This is a genomic window from Streptomyces sp. VTCC 41912, assembly GCF_045799175.1.
GTDB lineage: Bacteria > Actinomycetota > Actinomycetes > Streptomycetales > Streptomycetaceae > Streptomyces > Streptomyces albulus_C.
This window is the reverse complement of sequence record NZ_JBJMAB010000007.1, coordinates 247557-265502: the sequence shown is the minus strand read 5'-3', so window position 1 is coordinate 265502 and position 17946 is coordinate 247557. Positions and strand designations below refer to the sequence as shown.

General features: G+C 72.8%; 9 protein-coding genes. 3 read left to right on the top strand and 6 right to left on the bottom strand.

The annotated features are described in order from the left end of the window. Nucleotides 1–351 precede the first annotated feature (351 nt). From ACJ6WD_RS13995 to ACJ6WD_RS13975, 5 genes are all read right to left on the bottom strand, one after another. Nucleotides 352–1068, bottom strand: coding sequence for a LuxR C-terminal-related transcriptional regulator (locus tag ACJ6WD_RS13995; protein ID WP_374206832.1), 717 nt, complete (start codon nt 1066–1068; stop codon nt 352–354). Between the two features lie 337 nt (nt 1069–1405). Next, on the bottom strand, nt 1406–4114 hold the full coding sequence (locus tag ACJ6WD_RS13990; RefSeq protein ID WP_376438545.1) for an AAA family ATPase: 2709 nt from the start codon (nt 4112–4114) through the stop codon (nt 1406–1408). A 3-nt stretch (nt 4115–4117) separates the two neighbouring features. Next, complete coding sequence (locus ACJ6WD_RS13985; protein WP_233659269.1) at nt 4118–6847, bottom strand: AAA family ATPase; 2730 nt, start codon at nt 6845–6847, stop codon at nt 4118–4120. A gap of 79 nt (nt 6848–6926) precedes the next feature. Further along, nucleotides 6927–9824, bottom strand: coding sequence for an AAA family ATPase (locus ACJ6WD_RS13980; protein WP_407615869.1), 2898 nt, complete (start codon nt 9822–9824; stop codon nt 6927–6929). Nucleotides 9825–10220: 396 nt separating this feature from the next. Further along, nucleotides 10221–11249, bottom strand: a complete 1029-nt coding sequence (locus ACJ6WD_RS13975; protein ID WP_016577845.1) for a GDP-mannose 4,6-dehydratase — start codon at nt 11247–11249, stop codon at nt 10221–10223. A gap of 375 nt (nt 11250–11624) precedes the next feature. Here ACJ6WD_RS13975 and ACJ6WD_RS13970 point away from each other — a divergent pair, with 375 nt between their 5' ends. From ACJ6WD_RS13970 to ccrA, 3 genes are read left to right on the top strand one after another with little or no spacing between them, the layout of a single operon-like run. Further along, a complete protein-coding gene (locus ACJ6WD_RS13970; protein WP_233659272.1) occupies nt 11625–13433 on the top strand; it encodes an ABC transporter ATP-binding protein in 1809 nt (602 codons plus the stop codon). Continuing rightward, nucleotides 13411–15219 (top strand): ABC transporter ATP-binding protein, encoded by a 1809-nt coding sequence (locus ACJ6WD_RS13965; protein ID WP_376438538.1) that lies wholly within the window; start codon nt 13411–13413, stop codon nt 15217–15219. The genes ACJ6WD_RS13970 and ACJ6WD_RS13965 overlap by 23 nt, the downstream gene beginning before the upstream one ends. A 42-nt stretch (nt 15220–15261) precedes the next feature. Beyond that, the gene (gene ccrA / locus ACJ6WD_RS13960) at nt 15262–16611 is read left to right on the top strand and encodes a crotonyl-CoA carboxylase/reductase (RefSeq protein WP_016577848.1); all 1350 of its coding nucleotides are present in this window, start codon (nt 15262–15264) and stop codon (nt 16609–16611) included. A gap of 78 nt (nt 16612–16689) precedes the next feature. On the opposite strand, the gene ACJ6WD_RS13955 is transcribed toward ccrA, so the two are convergent. Continuing rightward, complete coding sequence (locus tag ACJ6WD_RS13955; protein WP_233659275.1) at nt 16690–17901, bottom strand: FAD-dependent monooxygenase; 1212 nt, start codon at nt 17899–17901, stop codon at nt 16690–16692. Nucleotides 17902–17946 lie beyond the last annotated feature (45 nt).

Genomic DNA, 17946 nt, shown 5'->3' with positions numbered 1-17946 from the left:
GTTCGCCACGTTCCAACCCATCTCAAGACCGTCGGACAGCAGAGGATTTCGCTGTGGGCAGCTAGTACTGGGGACGGCTGTGCCACAGCGACGGAGTTATCTGCGTGCCCTGCACGAGGCAGCTCGACTTCCCGCACGCCACGTGCCCAGTCTCTACGGGGGTGGTCAGGGAATTCCGTAGAGTCGGCGGAGCCCGGGGTCGACCGCGCGCGGACGGGCCGGGGCGCCGCGCATGCGCGGCGGCGCTCCCGGCACCAGGTGTGTTCACGGTTCGCCTTCCGAACGGGCCGGGCGCCAAAGGCAGCTCTCGGCCCGCGCCCGCACGGCGAACCAACAGAATGCGGGGCGGTGTTACTTGATGAAGTCGTCCACGACGCGGGGCGGCCAGGTGCCCACCGTGAGCACGCCCATCGCATAGGCGCGGGATACCAGGGCCGCGCGGTTGGGGGCCTTCAGTTTCCGCAGCAGTCCGGTGACGTGGTACTCCACGCCGTGCTGGCTGAGATACAGCCGGGAGGCCAGCGGAATCGTGGACAGACCGGCCGCGATTCCCTCCAGAATTCGCGCGTCGATCTCGCTGAGCAGTTTCCGTTTCGGTGTCACCATCGCGTCGTCGGCCGAGTCCCGGCCGGACCGCATCACGACGAGCACCGCGGAGGGGTCGGGTCCGTATCCGCGCACGGCGGCGGCGGTGAGACTGCCGTTGAACACGTCACCGGTCGGCCGCAGCGCCACCACGGGCGTGGCGAACCGGTCCCGGCGGCCTTCCAGGAGCCGCTCGAACTGTCGCATCAGCGGCTGCCGCACGCTGGGGTGGACCAGGTCACGGAAATTGCGCCCGAACACGTCGGGAGCCGTGGTCGAGGAATCGGAGGGGAGCGGGGCGATGACATCTGCTGGGGACGTGGCGGGGCTCGCGAATTGCCGGAAGAAGTCCTGGTTGGCCTGACGGATCGTCAGAGCAGGATCCAGCACGGAAATGCATATGCTCGACCGCTCCTCCCCCCGGACCGCGGCGCCGACCGAACCGGCCGAACCGGGATCTTCCGATAACTGCAGAGATTCCACCAGAGCAGAGAACCTCAAGGGACCGACATCCTTTCCAACCCCCGCTGGCAAATCAGAATTTCGAGAGAGACGAGTGAGAAGGAGAATCCAGAGATTGAGGCGAGGCAGGGGATCGGATGGCCCGACATCCGCCGGGATGAAATTTCGAACTCCCCTGCACAATCGACACTAAGGACCCGTCCGGACAAGCGTCAACGCCCATCCGGCCCTCATCCCTAATCCTGTGGTCCGACGCTCCGCACGGTACGGTCCGCCCCCGAACTTTCGGCGGCCGAACACTCCGCACCCCTTACCGCCGGTACGCCCGTACCCCGCGGGACGTTGGCCAACGGCGCGCTCACCGTGCCGCGAACATCTCGGACGCGCTGCGGCCGCCCAACAGCTCGCGGCGCCCCGCTACGCCCAACTTGCGGTAGCACGACGTCAGGCGCTTCTCCACGGCCCGGGTGCTCACGCCCAGTTCATCGGCGATCTCCTGGTTGGTCAGCCCCCGGCCCACCAACGCGACGACCTGGCGCTCGCCGTGGGTGAGTGGTGCCTCCTGACTGGGGGCGGCGGTGCCCAGGGCCGCATGGGCGCGTTCGGTCAGCCAGGGTGCGCCACAGGCGGTGGTGAGGTCAACGGCCTCGCGCAGCATCGCCTTCGCTTCCTTGCCGCCACCCACCGCCCGCCCCAACTGGAGCAACGTACGGGCGAGTTCCAGCCGATTGGCCGACGTGCGCAGGACGGCGGCGGACTCGCGCAGCACGGGGACGCCCCCGCCGCCGGGCAGCAGGGCACGCAGCCGCAGGGCCCGGCCGAGAGCGGCGGGGGCGGCCCACTGCCGCGCCCAGGCAAGCTCCTCCTCCGCCAGGGCCAGGGCCGGCCCGACCTCGCCCAGGCGCTGGTGGAGGACGATGGCGCGGGGCCGCCAGGGGAAGAGGGTGGAGTTGCGCCAGTCGGCCGCTTCCAGTTGGCGGCCACAGGCCAGGAGGGACTCCAGCGCGTCGGCGTCGCGGCCACCGCGGACGTCGAGGGAGGCCACGAGGAGTTGCCGCATGGCCGTCATGGCGAGGTTGGCCGGCCAGCGCTTCGCGGAGTCCGCCAAGAGGCCCTCCATCAAAGGGGTGTTGCCGGTCTCCATGGCCACCGCGGCCCGGATGACCCCGGCCGGCTCGCGCCAGTCGGCGTCGGCCAGTCGGGCAGCCCGGCCGGCCTGCTCGCCGGCCTGGGTCAGGCGTCCGCAGGCGAGCTGGATCAGGGCGTTCTCGGCGTGCACTCCCGCGTTCGGGCGGTCGGCGTGCTGCTCGCCGGACAGCCGGGTGTTGATGCCGTCCACCGCGTCGGCGGCGTACAGGGCCAACGCGACCAGCGGGAGTGTGGTGCGGGGGTACGCCGAGGCCACCGGCTCGCGTTCCAGGATCCGGCCGGCCAGGGCGGCGATGTCGGGTGCCGGCAGGGCGCCGGACAGGACCGCCGCGTTGATCAGGACGGCCGCCAGTTCGCGGGCGCCGCTGGTCTCCAAGGGGGGCGCGGTGCCGAGCGCGCGCAGGCGGTCCACCGCCCCGGCCAGCTCCGCCGGGTTCTCCTGCCCGGCGTGCCACAGGCGCGCTTCCAGGCGCAGCGCGATCTCACAGGCGGCCCCTTGGTGGGGCCCGGTGGGCTCGAAGTCCTCGGAGACGCTGCGCAGGAGGTCGACCGACGCGGGGGTGGCCTCGCCGAGGAGACTGGGCGGGATGAGCAGGGTGGCGGCCGCCCGGTCGGTGGCCGACGACAGCAGCCGGACGGCCTGGCTGACGTGGCGTTCGCAGGCGGCGGGGTCGGTGCCGCGTTCGGCCTTGGCCAACTCGATCAGCAGGTGGGCGCGTTCGCCGTCGCCGGCGCTGCTCTCCAGCAGCGCGCGCCGCAGGTAGCGGGCGGCGGCGTCCGCCCCGCCCCGGCGCAGGGCGGCCTCCGCGGCCGCCCGCAGGACCCCCATGGCCCAGGGCCGGTGGGTGGCGGTGACGCCCACCAGGAGGTCCGCTATGTTCTCGGCCGGACGGCCGGCGCGGTGGAGGATCTCGGCCGCGGTGACCCGGGCCTCCTCGCACGCGGCGATGGTGAGACCGGATTCGACGGCGTCGCGCACGACGCGGTGGAGGAAGCGCGGCGTGTCCTGGCGGGCGAGCAGGCCGAGGCGGCGCAGGGCGCGCAGGGCCCGCTGGTAGCTGATGGTGTCCAGCCGCGCGTGGTGCTGGATGAGGTCGGGCTCGCCGTGATCGCCGAACGCCGCGATGGCCGCGGCCAGATCGCGCACCGGACCGGGTTGGGCGTGCAGGCACCCGGCCAGCCGATCGCGGAGCTGGGTGGGGCGCACGGCGCGGACCCGGTCGACCTGCTCGGGGGTGGGACGGTGGCCCTCGACGGCCTGGTCGCGCAGGACGGACTGGAGGAAGAGGGGGTTGCCGCCGCAGGTGTCGTGGCACGCCTGGGCGTAACACGCCGCGGCGACTTCGCCCAGGTGGTGGTGGATCAGGGCCCGGGTGCCGTCGAGCGAGAGCGGGGCGAGGTGGAGGAGGTCGGCGGCGTCGGCGAGGTCGCCGACGAGCGGGTGCTCGGCCCGGGGGTCGCCGTCCCGCAGGGTGCACACCAGGGCCACCCGCATGCCGTGTGCGCGTCGCACCAGGTAGGCGAGCCAGCGCAGGGAGGGCAGGTCGACCCACTGGAGGTCGTCGACGAGGAGGAGCACCGGGACGGTGGCGCTGGCGTCGGCCAGGAGCGATCTCAGGCCGTGCAGCACGGCTTCGGAGTCGGGCGCCTCGTGGTCGCCGAGGGCGGGCAGTCCGTCGGACAGGAGGGGCCCGAGGAGTTGGTGGACGATGCCGTAGGCGAAGTCCTGCTCCATGGGGGCGGCATTGGCGCGTAACACCCGTAAGTCGCCCGGCGGTGCGGAGCCGGCCTCCTGGAGGAGCGTGGACCGGCCGATGCCCAACGGGCCGGTCAGCAGGAGCACCGAGGACCGGCCCTCCCGCGCCTGACGCACCGCGGCCTCGATCCGGGCCAGTTCGGATTCCCGCTCGTACAACATCGGTCATGTCCCTTCCATCAGCCGGTACCGTGACCGGAGTTCCTCGCGCGAGGCGATGCGGAGCTTCTTGTAGGTGCTGCTCAGCCGTAGTTCGACGGTGCGCCGGCTCACCGAGAGCTGTTCGGCGATCTGGCGGTTGCCCAGGCCGCCGCAGGCCAGTTCGGCGGTCTGCCGCTCGGCGGGCGAAAGGACGGCCCACTCCCTGTCAAGAGTGGACACCTCGGGGTCGGCGGTCGGTTCCAGTCGGTCGGCCAGCGACCGCACGCGTGCGGCGAGGCGGCTGGAGGTGCGGGTGACGCGATGGTCCGACAGCTCGGTCAGCAGTCGGGCGGCGGCCATCCGGTCGCCCTTGGTGGCTTCCTCGGTGGTGAGGTCGGCCAACGCCCAGGCGTGGGCGAGGTGGTTGGGCCCGATCGGAACGGTGGTGGAGGCGGCGGTTCCGGGGCTGTCCAGGGCCCGGGCGCACAACTCGGCCAGGCTCACTGCGCTGGGGGCGCCCCAGCGGCGGGCCAGGGTGAGTTCCTCGTGGATCAGGCGCCGGGCCTGCTTCCGGTCGCCGAGGCGCAGGCAGGCCAGGGCGGCCAGCGAACGCCACGGCAGCACCGCGGGGTTGGGCCACTGTCTGCGCACCAGCCACCGTCCGCTCTCCTTGAACAGCTCGACGGCCTCGGCCCAGCGACCTTCGTCGGCCGCCACCCGCGCGCGGATGAACAGCAGCAAGGGCCAGTGGATGCTGGTCTCGGTGTCGGGCGGGGTGGGCGCGGCCGTCAGCGCTCGGGCCTCGTCGTGCCGACCGCTCTCCATGGCGACGACGCAGCGCACGGCCATGAGGTGGGGGGCCGCGTAGGGGTGCCAGGCGACCGCGGGCAGCGCCCGTTCGGCGGCGTCCATGGCGCGGTGGGCCGCGTCCACGCGACCGCCGCGCAGGTGCAGGTCGGCGCTGAGGACCAGGGCGCGGGCGAGGGGGGCACGGCTGTGGCCGCGGCGCAGTTCGGCGACGAGGGCGTCGAGGTGGCCCTCGGCCTCGGCGGCGGCGTCGGTGAACCACAGTGCCCTGACCGCGACCAGGCGGGGCATGACGGGCACCGAGCTGCCCGCTTCCAGCGCCCGGCGGGCCAGTTCGGCGGCCCGTTCGCGCTGCTGGCCGAGGGTGGCGAGCTGCCCGGCGCGGATGCCCGCCTGGGCGGGGGCGAGGGGGTGTTCGGGAAGGGCCGGGACGCCGGGCGCGGGGACGTCGCGGACCTCGGGCCGGCAGCGGACGGCGTACCAGTACAGCGCGATCAGGTCGTCGCGCTCGCGGCCCTGGGCGGTCTCCAGTGCCTCGGCGGCGACGCAGCGGCCCCACGAGTCGTCGCCGCGCGCCAGTCCCATGTCCAGGGCCCGGACGCGCAGGTGGGACCAGGTCTCGCCGTCCCCGGGGCTCTTGACGACGGCGGCGAGCCTGCGGTCGCTGGCCACCGGCGCGGCCACGGCCTCGGCGCCGGCCAGGTCGAGGCCGATCCGGGCGCGCTGCTCCGGGCGCTGGGGCTCTTCGAGTGCGCGGTTCAGCCAGGTCGCGGCCCGGGCGAACTCGCTGCGGCGCGCGGCGGCCCCGAAGCTGCCGTACAGCGTTTGGACCGCCCAGGGCTCGCCGATGGGAGGTGCGTGCAGCAGGAGGCGGGCGACGTCCTCGTCGGCGGCGCCGGAGCGGTAGACGAGGCGGGCGGCGCGGGCGTACAGGCCGGCGCGTTCGGCGATCGGTGTGTCCTCCAGGACACGGGCCCTGGCGACCGGCAGGTGGATGCGTTCGAAGGGGCCGTCGGGGAGGGTGAAGCCGGCCGTCTGCAGCGCCGAGCGCAGCCGGGACTCGTGTGCGGTGCGCACCCCGGCCAGGTGGCAGATCCGGGTGAAGTCCAGCAGGTCGCCGGCGACGGCCAGCGCCCGCAGGACGGCGATGGACTCGTCGGTCAGGCCCCGCAGGGCGCGCGCGCAGCGGTCGCCGATGATGCTGGTCATCACGGTGCGCAGCTGCGGCACGTCGGCCGCGGTCGGGCGCTGGCCGGCGTCGGCGAGGCCGTGCAGTGCCGCGTGCAGGATGGCGGGGCTGCCGTAGGACGCCTCGGCGGCCGCGTCGGCGAACGCCTCGTCGCAGGGGGCGCCGAAGATCGTGCCGGCCAGCGTGGCGACCGCGCGGGGGCTCAGTCCGGGGACGAGGAGGTGGCGGGTCAGCCGTCCGGCGGCGGAGGTGCCGGCCAGCCAGTCGGGGCCGTGCCGGTCCACTCCGGTGCGGCCGACGAGCAGGGCCAGGGGGACGCCCGCGGACAGCCGCCGCACCAGTGCCTGGAGCCAGCGCCGGGAGTCCGGGTCCAGCCACTGGGCGTCCTCCACCGTCACCAGGGTGGGGCGGCGGCGGACGGTGTGCAGGAGTTCCCGGAGTCCCGGCAGGCCGTCGGGCTCGGGGGGCCCGCGCAGCACGCGGAGCGGTCCTTCGGCCTCCGGTCCCAATTGGCTGAGGAGCTGGATGACCGCGCCGTTGCGCAGGTCGCGCTCGGTCAGGGAACCAGTGGCGCGCAGGACGCGCACCGACCGCTTCTCGGCCAGTCGGCCGGCCCAGCGCAACAGGGCGTTGTGGCCGAAGCCGGGGCGACCGGTCACCACGACGACGGCGGGTTGGCCTTCGCCGATCTCGGCCATCGCCTGCTTCAGCTGGGCCTGCTCCGCCTCCCGTTCGAGCAGGGCCGGGTCGATGCGCAAGCGCGCCGTCCAGGTAGATCCAGCGTATGACTGTGTGCCGTGCAGTCCCGCCACAGGCTCCATCCCGGTCCGCTCGCCCTCAATCCTGTCCGCCCGACGGTGGTGCCGCCCCCCGCGCCCGTGCCCCGCGTTCCCCCGAGGAGCGCAGGACCGCGGAGAGCTGGGCCCGCTCGGCGATGCCCAACTTGCGGTACACGCTCGTCAGGTGCATCTCGACCGTGCGCACGCTGACGTAGAGCGACTGCGCGATCGAGCGGTTCCCCGCACCGCCGGCGGCGAGGCTGGCGACCGTGCGTTCCATGCCGGTGAGCAGGTCCAGCGGCGAGGCGGTCAGCTTCCGCATACGGCCGCCCGCGGCCACCAGGGCGTCGCGGGCGTCCTGGCCCAGTGCGAGGGCGCCGCAGCGCTGGGCCAGGCCGGCCGCGGTGCGCAGGTGCTCGCGCGCCTCGCGTCGGTCGCCGGCGGACAAGAGGGCGTTGCCCAGGGCGAGTTCGGCGCGGGCGTGCTCGACGCGGGCCGGTGAGGCGGCGAGTTCCCGCACCGCCTCGCCCAGCAGTTCCACGCCGCGTGCGCCGGGGGTGGCCACGCCGCGGGCCAGTGCGGCCAGCCCGAGGACGCGCGGCGTGCCCCACTGCCGGGCGAGCCGCTCACCGTGTGCGGCGGGCTCCTGGGCGTCCTTCGTGCGGCCCAGTTCCGCGAGGACGCAGGCCGCCTCCATCCACCAGGGCAGGAACGCCGGCTGGTGCACCTCGGCCTCCGCCAGTGCCCGGCCGCATGCGCGGAACAGCGTCAGTGCGCCCTCCGGGTCCCCCAAGGCGCGCCGGGCCCGCCCCAGGACCATCAGGTAACGGGGGTAGGTCCACACGTACTGCTCGCGCCAGGCGGGCTCGGTACCGGCGAGCAGCCGTTCGGCGTCCGCGGCCTCACCCCGGTCCACCAGGACGCCCGCCAGGGCCAGGCGCGGCATGACCAGCGTCCCGCTCCACTGCTCCGACCCACTGAGCCGGACCGCCGTCCTGGCGTCCGCGAGGGCGTCCGGGAGGGCGCCGACGCCGTGCTTGAGGACGGCGCGGATGGACAGGGCCAGGGCGTAGGTCCAGATGGCGGAGTTCTTCCGGCCGTGGCGCAGGACCCGGTCCAGGGAGTGCAGCGCCTCCTCGGTGCGGTCGGCGAATCCGAGGACGAGCGCCGAGTTGATCAACGTCCAGCTCTTCAGGCGCAGTTGGTGGCTGGCGGTGGCGCGCAGCGCCTGCTGCAGGGCCGGTTCGGGGGGCCCGCCGTCGAAGGCCGTCAGGATCCCCATGGCCGCCAGCTTCTGGCACTGGGCGGGGGTGTCGCCCTCCGGCAGGCTCATCATCGCGGCCCGCTTGCGGGTCGCGGCGATGGTGCTGCGGCCGTGCGAGCCGACGATCAGGAACACCGCCTCGACGAGCGTGCGCAGTTCCTGGTCGGCCGGCGCGGGGTCGGGGCCGAGTTCGGCGTCCAGCGCGTCCAGGACGTCTTCGAGGATCTTCAGGGCGACGGAGCACTCGCGCGCGGCCAGCCCGGTCGTGCCGAACTGCGCGGCGATCCGCGCCCGGGTGCGCACGTCGACGCTCGGTGCCAGCGCCTCGCGCAGCAGGCCGACCGCCTCGGGCGGGTCCGTGTCGGCCAGCACCCTCGCTAAGCGGACGCGGATGTCGATGCTGTCGGGGTCCACTTCCAGCACCCGGTACAGGTAGCGGGCCGCGGTCTCCGGCGCGCCGCGCTCCTCGGCGCAGGCCGCGGCCTCCAGCAGGACGCCCGGCATCCACGGTTCGTCGATCGAGGGCAGCCGCAGGAGGTGGTCGGCGACCTCTTCGGCGGGCCGGCCCGCATCGCTCAGGAGCAGGGCCGCCCGCGCGTGCAGGCCGGACAGCACGTGGGCGTCCAGGGGCGCGAGCACCGCCGCGCGCACCGCCCCCTCCGCGAGGCGGCCGTCCGCGGGCACCAGCCCGGCCTCGCACAGCACCTTCCGGGCGTCCTCGACGGCGTCGGCGGGGACGCCGGCGAGCGGACCGACGTGGTCGGCGCCCCGCTCGCCGAGGACGGCCACCGCCCGTGCGACCTCACCGATCCAGGGCGGCTGGCGGTCCAGGAGTTCGCGCGCCCAACCCGCCAGGACGCGACCGGCGGTCTCGGCGATCCGGTCGGCGCCGCCCACCCCCGGTCCGGCCCCCGCGGCCCGCAGTTCGCGTAGCAGTCGGCCCAGGAGGCGGGGGTTGCCGCCGGTCGCGGCGCGGGCGCGGGTGACGAACACGGGGGCGGCGGGCACCGGGAAGAACTCCCGCACGACCTCGGCGACGTCCCTCTCGGTCAGCGTCGACAGGCGCAGCGTCGTGGTGCGGCAGTCGGCCGTCAGGTCCGCGAGGGCGTGGTGCGTCGGGACGCCGCGGGTGAGGGCGGTGGCCTCGGACTGCCGGGCGAGGACGAGGAGGAGGGGGCGGTCGGCGGATCGGCGCAGCAGGAACTCCAGCCAGCGCAGGGAGAGTTCGTCGCAGTGCTGGGCGTCGTCGAGGGCCAGGACGAGCGGGCGGCGGGCCAGTACGTCGGCCGCGTGCCGGTGCAGGGCGTGGAACGCCTGCTGGACGGCGGGAGCGTGCGGGGGTGCGCCGTCCAGCGCGCCCGGAGCGAGCGCTCGAACGGCGGTCTGGGTGGCGTCGTCGAGGAAGGCGCGCCGTGCGGTCGGACCGAGCAACGCGCGTAAACCGCTGAAGGAAGCGCCCCCCGCATCCGGCAAACAGAGGCCCCGCAGAACCGTGGCGCCCCGACAGGCGTCCCCCCTGAGGAAGGCGCGGAGGAGGGCGGATTTGCCGATTCCGGCCGGGCCGGTCACGACCACCGAGCGGGCGTGCCCGGACAGGGCTTCGCGGGCGCGGCGGTCGAGCTCCCGCACGGCATCGCCTCGGCCCACCAAGGTGCTGCCTATATCAGGATCTACGCTCCGGCTCCGCACCATAGGACTCCTCGCACCTCGGAGACACAACGGATGTGACGGGGTGTCACCCCATCGATCCGTAAATCACCCTAAAGAGTGATGTCTGAGAAGCGTTAGAGTACATGAGCTTCCGCACATGTGGCATGCGACACGCCGCCGCGGCACCTCCACCCCCCGAGGGGAGATGATCATGCTGCGGCGGTTGCCATCGTGGCATCGGCTCCTTCCTTCGTGTGCTGGCGGCAGGGGTATGGCCGATCCGGCCCGGTGCCCCGCGCGCCCATCCCACCGGGCGGACCGCGGGAAGATCCGTAGAGCCCGCACGCACCGCGCCGGTGCGGCGCCCGGGCCGCACCGCGCGGCACGGGGCGCCCGGAGCCCGCGCCGCGCGTCAGGCGCCCCGTACGGCCGACCGGACTACCAGCTGTTGGCCATCAGGTCCCCGAACTCCCGCTCGCGGGATACCTGTTGAAGGTCGGAATCGACCATCATGCGCATCAGTTCGGGGAAGTCGACACTGGGCTCCCAGCCGAGCTTGGCGCGGGCCCGGTCGGCGTCCGCACAGAGGATCTCCACCTCGGCCGGACGCACCAGGGACGGGTCGATGCTGACGTAGTCCTCCCAGTCCAGGCCCACGTGCTCGAAGGCGATGCGCACGGCGTCCCGGACCGAGTGCATTTGGCCGGTTCCGATCACGTAGTCGCCCGGTTCGTCCTGCTGGAGCATCAGGTGCATGGCGCGGACGTAGTCACCGGCGAAGCCCCAGTCCCGCACGGCGTCGAGGTTGCCGAGGGACAGTTTGTCCTGGTAGCCGAGCTTGATGCGGGCGACCGCGAGGGAGATCTTCCGGGTCACGAACTCCGCTCCACGACGCGGCGACTCGTGGTTGAACAGCATCCCGGACACCGCGTACATGCCGAAGGACTCGCGGTAGTTGCGGGTGATGAAGTGCCCGTAGATCTTCGCGACGCCGTACGGGCTGCGCGGCCGGAAGATGGTGGTCTCGCACTGCGGGGTCTCGGCGACCTTGCCGAACATCTCCGACGAGGACGCCTGGTAGAAGCGGATCTGGCTGCCGTCGGCGGTGCGCGAGCCGTTCAGGCCGCTGACCATCCGGATCGCCTCCAGCATGCGCAGCACGCCCATGCCGTTGACCTCGGTGACGAGTTCCGCCTGCTGCCAGGACATCGGCACGAAGGAGATCGCGCCGAGGTTGTAGACCTCGTCCGGCTGCACCGTGTCGACCGCCGACACCAGGCTGGCCTGGTCCATCAGGTCGCCGTTGACGAAGGACAGGTCGGAGACCAGCCGGCTGACCCGCGACTTCCGGGGATTGGCCTGGCCGCGTATCAGACCCCACACCTGGTAGCCCTGCCCGAGCAGATGCTCCGCCAGGTAGGAGCCGTCCTGCCCGGTAATTCCGGTGATCAGCGCACGCTTGGACATCTCATTCCTTTCCTTCGCTGAGAAACAGACCGCCCAAACGCAGAGCCGAGTCTGCTACTTGACCTCTCGGCGTCGAATGGCGTCGAATGCGCCGCGGTCCAGACGCCGGGTAAGCGAACGCTTCCAAGGAGCCGGTCACGGCGTCAAGCAATTCCGGTAACACTACGGAATTCCGGAGTCCCCACCACCGGTTCGCGCATGAGCAGTTCGGGACGGGGCACCCGATCGGAACGGCCCACCGGGCCCTTGCGCCAAGAGACTACGGATTTTCCGGTGCGCGGTGCGCTGCACTGTGCGGACGTGCCCCGCCCAGGCCCGGTGGGCGCCTCGTTGGCGCCGCCGACCGGACCTGCCCGTCTCCTGGAGCGTCGCCCGGTGCTGCTCAGAACCCTCCGAACCCGACTGCGCCCCCACCGGCGCGCCGTCGTCCTGTTGGCACTGCTGCAACTGCTCCAGATCCTGGCCACGTTGGCCCTGCCGTCGCTGGGTGCCGCCGTCATCGACAACGGCGTGCTCAAGGCCGACAGCGGCTACATCGTCCAGCTGGGCCTGGGGATGCTGGCGCTGGCGGTCCTCCAGATCGCGGCGTCCATGGGCGCGGTGTCACTGAGTGCGCGGACGGCCATGGCCATGGGCCGCGACCTGCGCTCGGCCGTCTTCCGCCGGGTGCTGGACTTCTCCGCCCGCGAGGTCGGGGAGTTCGGCACCCCGTCGCTGATGACGCGCACCGTCAACGACGTCCAACAGGTGCAGATGCTGGCACTGTCGGCGTTCGGCGTCGTCGTGTCGGCGCCCCTGATGTGTCTGGGCAGCATTGCGCTCGCCCTCCAGCAGGACATTCCGCTGGCCCTGCTCCTGGTGGTGCTGATGGTGGCCGTCGGAATATGTTTCGGCCTCATTCTCGGCCGCACCGATCCGTTCTACGACCGCATGCAGAATTACTTGGACCGGGTCAACGGGCTGTTGCGCGAACGCATCACGGGAGTCCGCGTCGTACGCGCTTTCGTACGCGACGGACACGAAAGCGAGAGATTCGGCCGAACCAATTCCGAACTGTGTGACGTCTCGTTGCACGTCGGCCGGCTGCTGGCCACCATCGTCCCCGTCGTGCTGCTGGTCCTGAACGCCTTCATGGCGGCGGTGGTGTGGTTCGGGGCCCACCGCATCGACGCCGGGGCCATGCGGTTCGGGGCGCTCAGCGCGTTCCTCAGCTACCTGACGCTCATCACGATGTCGGTGGTGATGGTGACCTTCGTGTGCCTGGCGATGCCGCGGGCCAGGGTGTCGGCCGAGCGCATCCAGCAGGTGCTGACGACCGAGCCGAGCGTGACCGCGCCGCCCCGACCGGTGCGCACCGCGCCCGCGACCGGCCAACTGGAGCTGCGCGGAGCCGGGTTCCGGTACCCGGGCGCGGCGGAGCCGGTGCTGAGCGGGATCGACCTGAGCGCCGGCCCCGGCGAGACGGTGGCGATCCTCGGCAGCACCGGCAGCGGCAAGACCACCCTGCTCAACCTGGTGCTGCGGCACTTCGACGCCACCGAGGGCCACGTCCGGGTGGGCGGCGTCGACGTCCGCGAGCTCGACGCGCAGACGCTGCGCCGCACCGTCGGCTTCGTCCCCCAGCGGGCGTACCTCTTCTCCGGCACCGTCGCCAGCAACCTGCGGTTCGGCAACCCCGACGCCAGCGACGAGGCGCTGTGGCACGCACTGGACATCGCCCAGGCCCGGGACTTCGTCGAGCGGCTGCCCGCAGGGCTGGACGCCCCGATCACACAGGGCGGCACCAACGTGTCCGGCGGGCAGCGCCAGCGGCTGGCGATCGCCCGCACCCTGCTGCGCCGGCCGGACGTCTACCTCTTCGACGACTGCTTCTCCGCGCTGGACAACGCCACGGACGTCGCCCTGCGGGCCGCCCTCGCCCCGGAGATCGCCGGTGCGACGGTGCTCACGGTGGCCCAGCGCGTCAGCACCGTGCAGCACGCCCAGCGCATCGTCGTCCTCGACGGGGGCCGGGTGGCCGCCACCGGGACGCACCGGGAACTGCTGCGCACCAGCGCCGCCTACCGGGACATCGCCCAGTCACAACTCAACTCCAGCAACGGCGACTTCGACGCCCCCGCACAACGCGCCGCGAGCGCCCCGACCCCTCAGGAGGCCGTCCATGGTCGCGGCGGACAGCTCTAGCCCCGTGCGGCGCGGCACCGCCCGCCGCACACTGGGCCTGCTGCGACCCCACCGTGGCCCGGTCGCCGTGGCGGTCGCCCTCGGCATCGGCGGCGTCGTGCTCAACGCGGCGGGCCCGATCCTCCTGGGCCGGGCCACGGACCTGGTCTTCGACGGCATCCGGCACGCCCACGGCGCCACCGGAGTCGACTTCGACGCGATCGCCCGGGTACTGCTGATCGCGCTCGCGCTCTTCGTCACCGCCGCCCTGCTCACCCTGTTCCAGGGCCGGCTGGTGGCGGCCGTCGTGCAGCGGGTGGTCTTCGCCCTGCGCCAGTCCGTGGAGGCCAAGCTCGCCCGCCTGCCACTGCGGTACTTCGACCGCCACCCGGCGGGTGACGTGCTCAGCCGGGTGACCAACGACGTCGACAACCTCCAGCAGACCCTCCAGCAGACCCTCAGCCAACTGATCACGGCGGTGTTCTCCGTGCTGAGCATGCTGGTGCTGATGCTCGTCATCTCGCCGCTGCTGACCCTGATCATGGTGGCCTGCCTGCCGGTGTCCGTGCTGCTCGCGGCGCGGATCAGCCAGCGCGCACAGCCGCGGTTCGCCCGTCAGTGGTCGGCCACCGGAGCGCTCAACGCCCACGTGGAGGAGGTCTACACCGGCCACGCGCTGGTCAAGGGCTTCGGACGGCGCGAGCAGGCCGAGCGGGCCTTCGACGAGCAGAACGAGGCCCTCTACCGCGCCAGCGCCCGGGCCCAGTTCGCCTCCGGCGCGATCGAGCCGTCGATGATGTTCGTCTCCAACCTGGGCTATGTCGCCGTGGCGGTCGTCGGCGCCCTGCGCGTGGTCGCCGGGACCCTGTCCATCGGCGACGTCCAGGCGTTCGTCCTGTACTCCCGGCAGTTCAGCCAGCCGATCGTCGAGGTCGCCGGCATCGCCGCGCGCCTGCAGTCGGCCCTCGCCTCGGCGGAGCGGATCCACGAGCTGTTGGACGCGGAGGAGCAGACCCCGGACGCCGACCGCCCGGCGCGGTTGCCCGCGGTCCGCGGCCACGTCCGGTTCGAGAAGGTCGACTTCCGCTACTCCCCCGACACCCCGCTCATCGAGGACCTCTCGCTCACCGTCGAACCCGGCCAGACCGTGGCGGTCGTCGGCCCCACCGGCGCCGGCAAGACCACCCTGGGCAACCTCCTGATGCGCTTCTACGACACCGACGGGGGACGCATCCTCCTCGACGGCACCGACATCACCACCCTCACCCGCGAGGACCTGCGCTCCCACTTCGGCCTGGTGCTCCAGGACGCCTGGCTGTTCTCCGGCACCATCGCCGAGAACATCGCCTACGGCCGCCCCGCCGCCACCCGCGAGGAGGTCGAGGAGGCCGCCCGCGCCACCTGCGCCGACCGCTTCATCCGCACCTTGCCGGACGGCTACGACACCGTCCTGGACGAGGAGTCGACCAACGTCAGCGCCGGCGAGAAGCAACTGATCACCATCGCACGGGCCTTCCTCGCCCGCCCCTCCATCCTGCTCCTGGACGAGGCGACCAGTTCCGTCGACACCCGCACGGAGGCCCTCATCCAGCGCGCGATGCGCTCGCTGCGCGCGGGCCGCACCAGCTTCGTCATCGCGCACCGCCTGTCCACCATCCGCGACGCGGACCTGATCCTCGTCATGGACGGCGGCCGCATCGTCGAGCAGGGCACCCACGACCAACTCTTGGCCGCCGCCGGCCCCTACGCCCGCCTGCACGCGGCCGTGGGCCCCCGCGTCGGGCTTGAGGGCGCCGCATCCCGCTGACCGGTGCCCCCTGAGGCACCCTCCCGAAGGAGCCATTCCGCCATGCCCGACAGCCATGCCCTGAGCGAGCTGCTCGCCGCGATCAACGCGCCCGACCGCACCCCCGAGGACATCGCCGCGCTTCCCGTGCCCGAGTCCTTCCGGGCCGTGACCGTCCACAAGTCGGACACCGAGATGTTCCGCGGCATGCCCAGCGCGGACAAGGACCCGCGCAAGTCCCTGCGCGTCGACGAGGTCCCGGTGCCCGAACTGGGCCCCGGCGAGGCCCTGATCGCCGTGATGGCCAGCTCCGTCAACTACAACACGGTCTGGTCGTCCCTCTTCGAGCCGCTGCCGACCTTCGGCTTCCTGGAGCGCTACGGGCGCACCTCGCCGCTGGCCGCCCGCCACGACCTGCCGTACCACATCCTCGGCTCCGACCTGGCCGGCGTGGTGCTGCGCACCGGCCCCGGGGTGAACGTCTGGAAGCCCGGCGACGAGGTCGTGGCGCACTGCCTGTCGGTGGAGTTGGAGAGTCCCGACGGGCACGACGACACCATGCTCGACCCGGCTCAGCGGATCTGGGGCTTCGAGACGAACTTCGGCGGTCTGGCCGAGATCGCCCTGGTCAAGGCCAACCAGCTGATGCCCAAGGCCGACCACCTCACCTGGGAGGAGGCCGCCGCTCCGGGGCTGGTGCACTCCACCGCCTACCGTCAGCTGGTCTCCCGCAACGGCGCCGGCATGAAGCAGGGCGACAACGTGCTGATCTGGGGCGCCAGCGGCGGTCTGGGCTCGTACGCCACCCAGCTCGCCCTCGCCGGCGGGGCCAACCCCGTCTGCGTGGTCTCGAACGAGCGCAAGGCCGAGGTGTGCCGGGCCATGGGCGCGGAGGCGGTCATCGACCGCTCGGCCGAGGGCTACCGCTTCTGGAGCGACGACGACACCCAGAACCCGCGGGAGTGGAAGCGGTTCGGCGCGCGCATCCGGGAGTTGACCGGGGGCGAGGACGTGGACATCGTCTTCGAGCACCCGGGCCGGGAGACCTTCGGGGCGTCCGTCTACGTGGCGCGCAGGGGCGGCACCATCGTCACCTGCGCCTCCACCTCCGGCTACCGCCACGAGTTCGACAACCGCTACCTGTGGATGCACCTCAAGCGCATCGTCGGCACCCACTTCGCCAACTACCGCGAGGCGTGGGAGGCCAACCGCCTCGTGGCCAAGGGGAAGATCCACCCCACCCTCTCCTGCACCTACCCGCTGGCCGACACCGCGCTCGCCGTCCACGACGTGCACAGCAACGCCCACCAGGGCAAGGTCGGCGTGCTGTGCCTGGCCCCCACCGAGGGGCTGGGCGTGCGCGACGAAGAACTCCGCGCCCGGCACATCGACGCGATCAACCGGTTCCGCTGACCGCGCCGGCTCCCCCGTCCCGGGGCCCTTCCGTCCCGCACCGCGCACCGGCCCGGCGGAAGGGCCCCGCCCCTGCGCTCACCCCTCGCGCCGTGCCGCCAACGGGCGGTCCGGCAGCCGGAACGCGTCCGCCGGCGGGCTGAACACCGCACCCGCTACGTCACCGAACCGGTTGGCCAGCGGACTGGTGGCGGTCCGCAGACCGGCCCAGACCAACGAGCGCTGCCGTCGGGTGTGCGGGTAGACCATCCGCGGGATCCCCGGCCGGAGTTGCTGCGCCTTCTCGACGAACGGCCGCATGGTCGCCTCGTAACGGGCGAACGCGGTGTGCGGATCGGCGTGCTGGACGAGTTCGCCGGCCAGCACGTAGGCGCCGGTGAGGGCCAGGGTCGTGCTCATGCCGCTCATCGGCGAGGCGCAGTGGGCGGCGTCCCCGAGGAGCGCGATCCGGCCGCTGCTCCAGCGCGGCAGCCGCGCCTGACCGAGCGCTTCGAAGTACAGGGGCGCGTCGTCGAGGGCGTCGAGGATCCGCGGGGTCTCCCAGCCGACGTCGGCGAACGTCGCGCGCAGGACCGTGACGACGCCCGTGCGGTCGAGCCGGTCCAGGCCGCGCACGGAGCTGAGCACGTTCAGCCCGGCCCGGATCGTGCCGACGTCGTCCGGCCGCAGGGTCACCGCGCGGCCCCGGTCGCAGATCAGCCACCGCCACCGGTCGTTGTCGGCTTCGGTGCGCGGAATGGTCAAGTAGGCGCTGTAGACGCCGAGTTCGTGCACCTGCGCGTCCCCTAACACCATCGCGCGGGTCCGCGAGCGAAGCCCCTCGGCGAGGACCACCGCATCGAACCGGCGGGCCGGTCCGTGGCGGAACTCCACGTCCACGCCGTGCCCGTCGTCGTGCAGCGCGGTGATCTGGTCGCCGAAGACGTAGGCGGCTTCGGCGGACGAGTGGTCGTACAGGATCTGTCCGAGGCGCCCGCGCAGGATCTCCAGTTCGGCGGTGCCGCCCGAGGTGTCGTCGGTGCCGGCGGCGAAGCGGGCGACCGGCCGGCCCCGCTCGTCGACGAAGTCCAGGCCCGTCTCGTGGGTGTGGGCGGCCCGCACCGCCTCCTCCAGGCCCATCCGGCGCAGGACTTCCCGGCCGGTGCCGCGGACGTCGATGTTCTGTCCCTCGTCGCGCAGTTCGTCGAAGCGCTCCACGACGGTGACGTCCCAGCCGGCCCGGGCCAGCCAGGAGGCGAGGGCCGGCCCCGCGATGCTGGCACCGGAAATCAGGACGCTCGGGGTGCTCATGGTGACTGGCGTTCCTCTCTCTGGGTCGCGACTGCGAGGCCGCAC

Excerpts from the sequence above, each read along its gene's own strand:
- ACJ6WD_RS13980 (WP_407615869.1), bottom strand. The coding sequence starts at position 9,824 with ATGGTGCGGAGCCGGAGCGTAGATCCTGATATAGGCAGCACCTTGGTG.
- ACJ6WD_RS13955 (WP_233659275.1), bottom strand. The coding sequence starts at position 17,901 with ATGAGCACCCCGAGCGTCCTGATTTCCGGTGCCAGCATCGCGGGGCCG.
- ACJ6WD_RS13965 (WP_376438538.1), top strand. The coding sequence starts at position 13,411 with ATGGTCGCGGCGGACAGCTCTAGCCCCGTGCGGCGCGGCACCGCCCGC.
- ccrA (WP_016577848.1), top strand. The coding sequence starts at position 15,262 with ATGCCCGACAGCCATGCCCTGAGCGAGCTGCTCGCCGCGATCAACGCG.
- ACJ6WD_RS13990 (WP_376438545.1), bottom strand. The coding sequence starts at position 4,114 with ATGTTGTACGAGCGGGAATCCGAACTGGCCCGGATCGAGGCCGCGGTG.
- ACJ6WD_RS13975 (WP_016577845.1), bottom strand. The coding sequence starts at position 11,249 with ATGTCCAAGCGTGCGCTGATCACCGGAATTACCGGGCAGGACGGCTCC.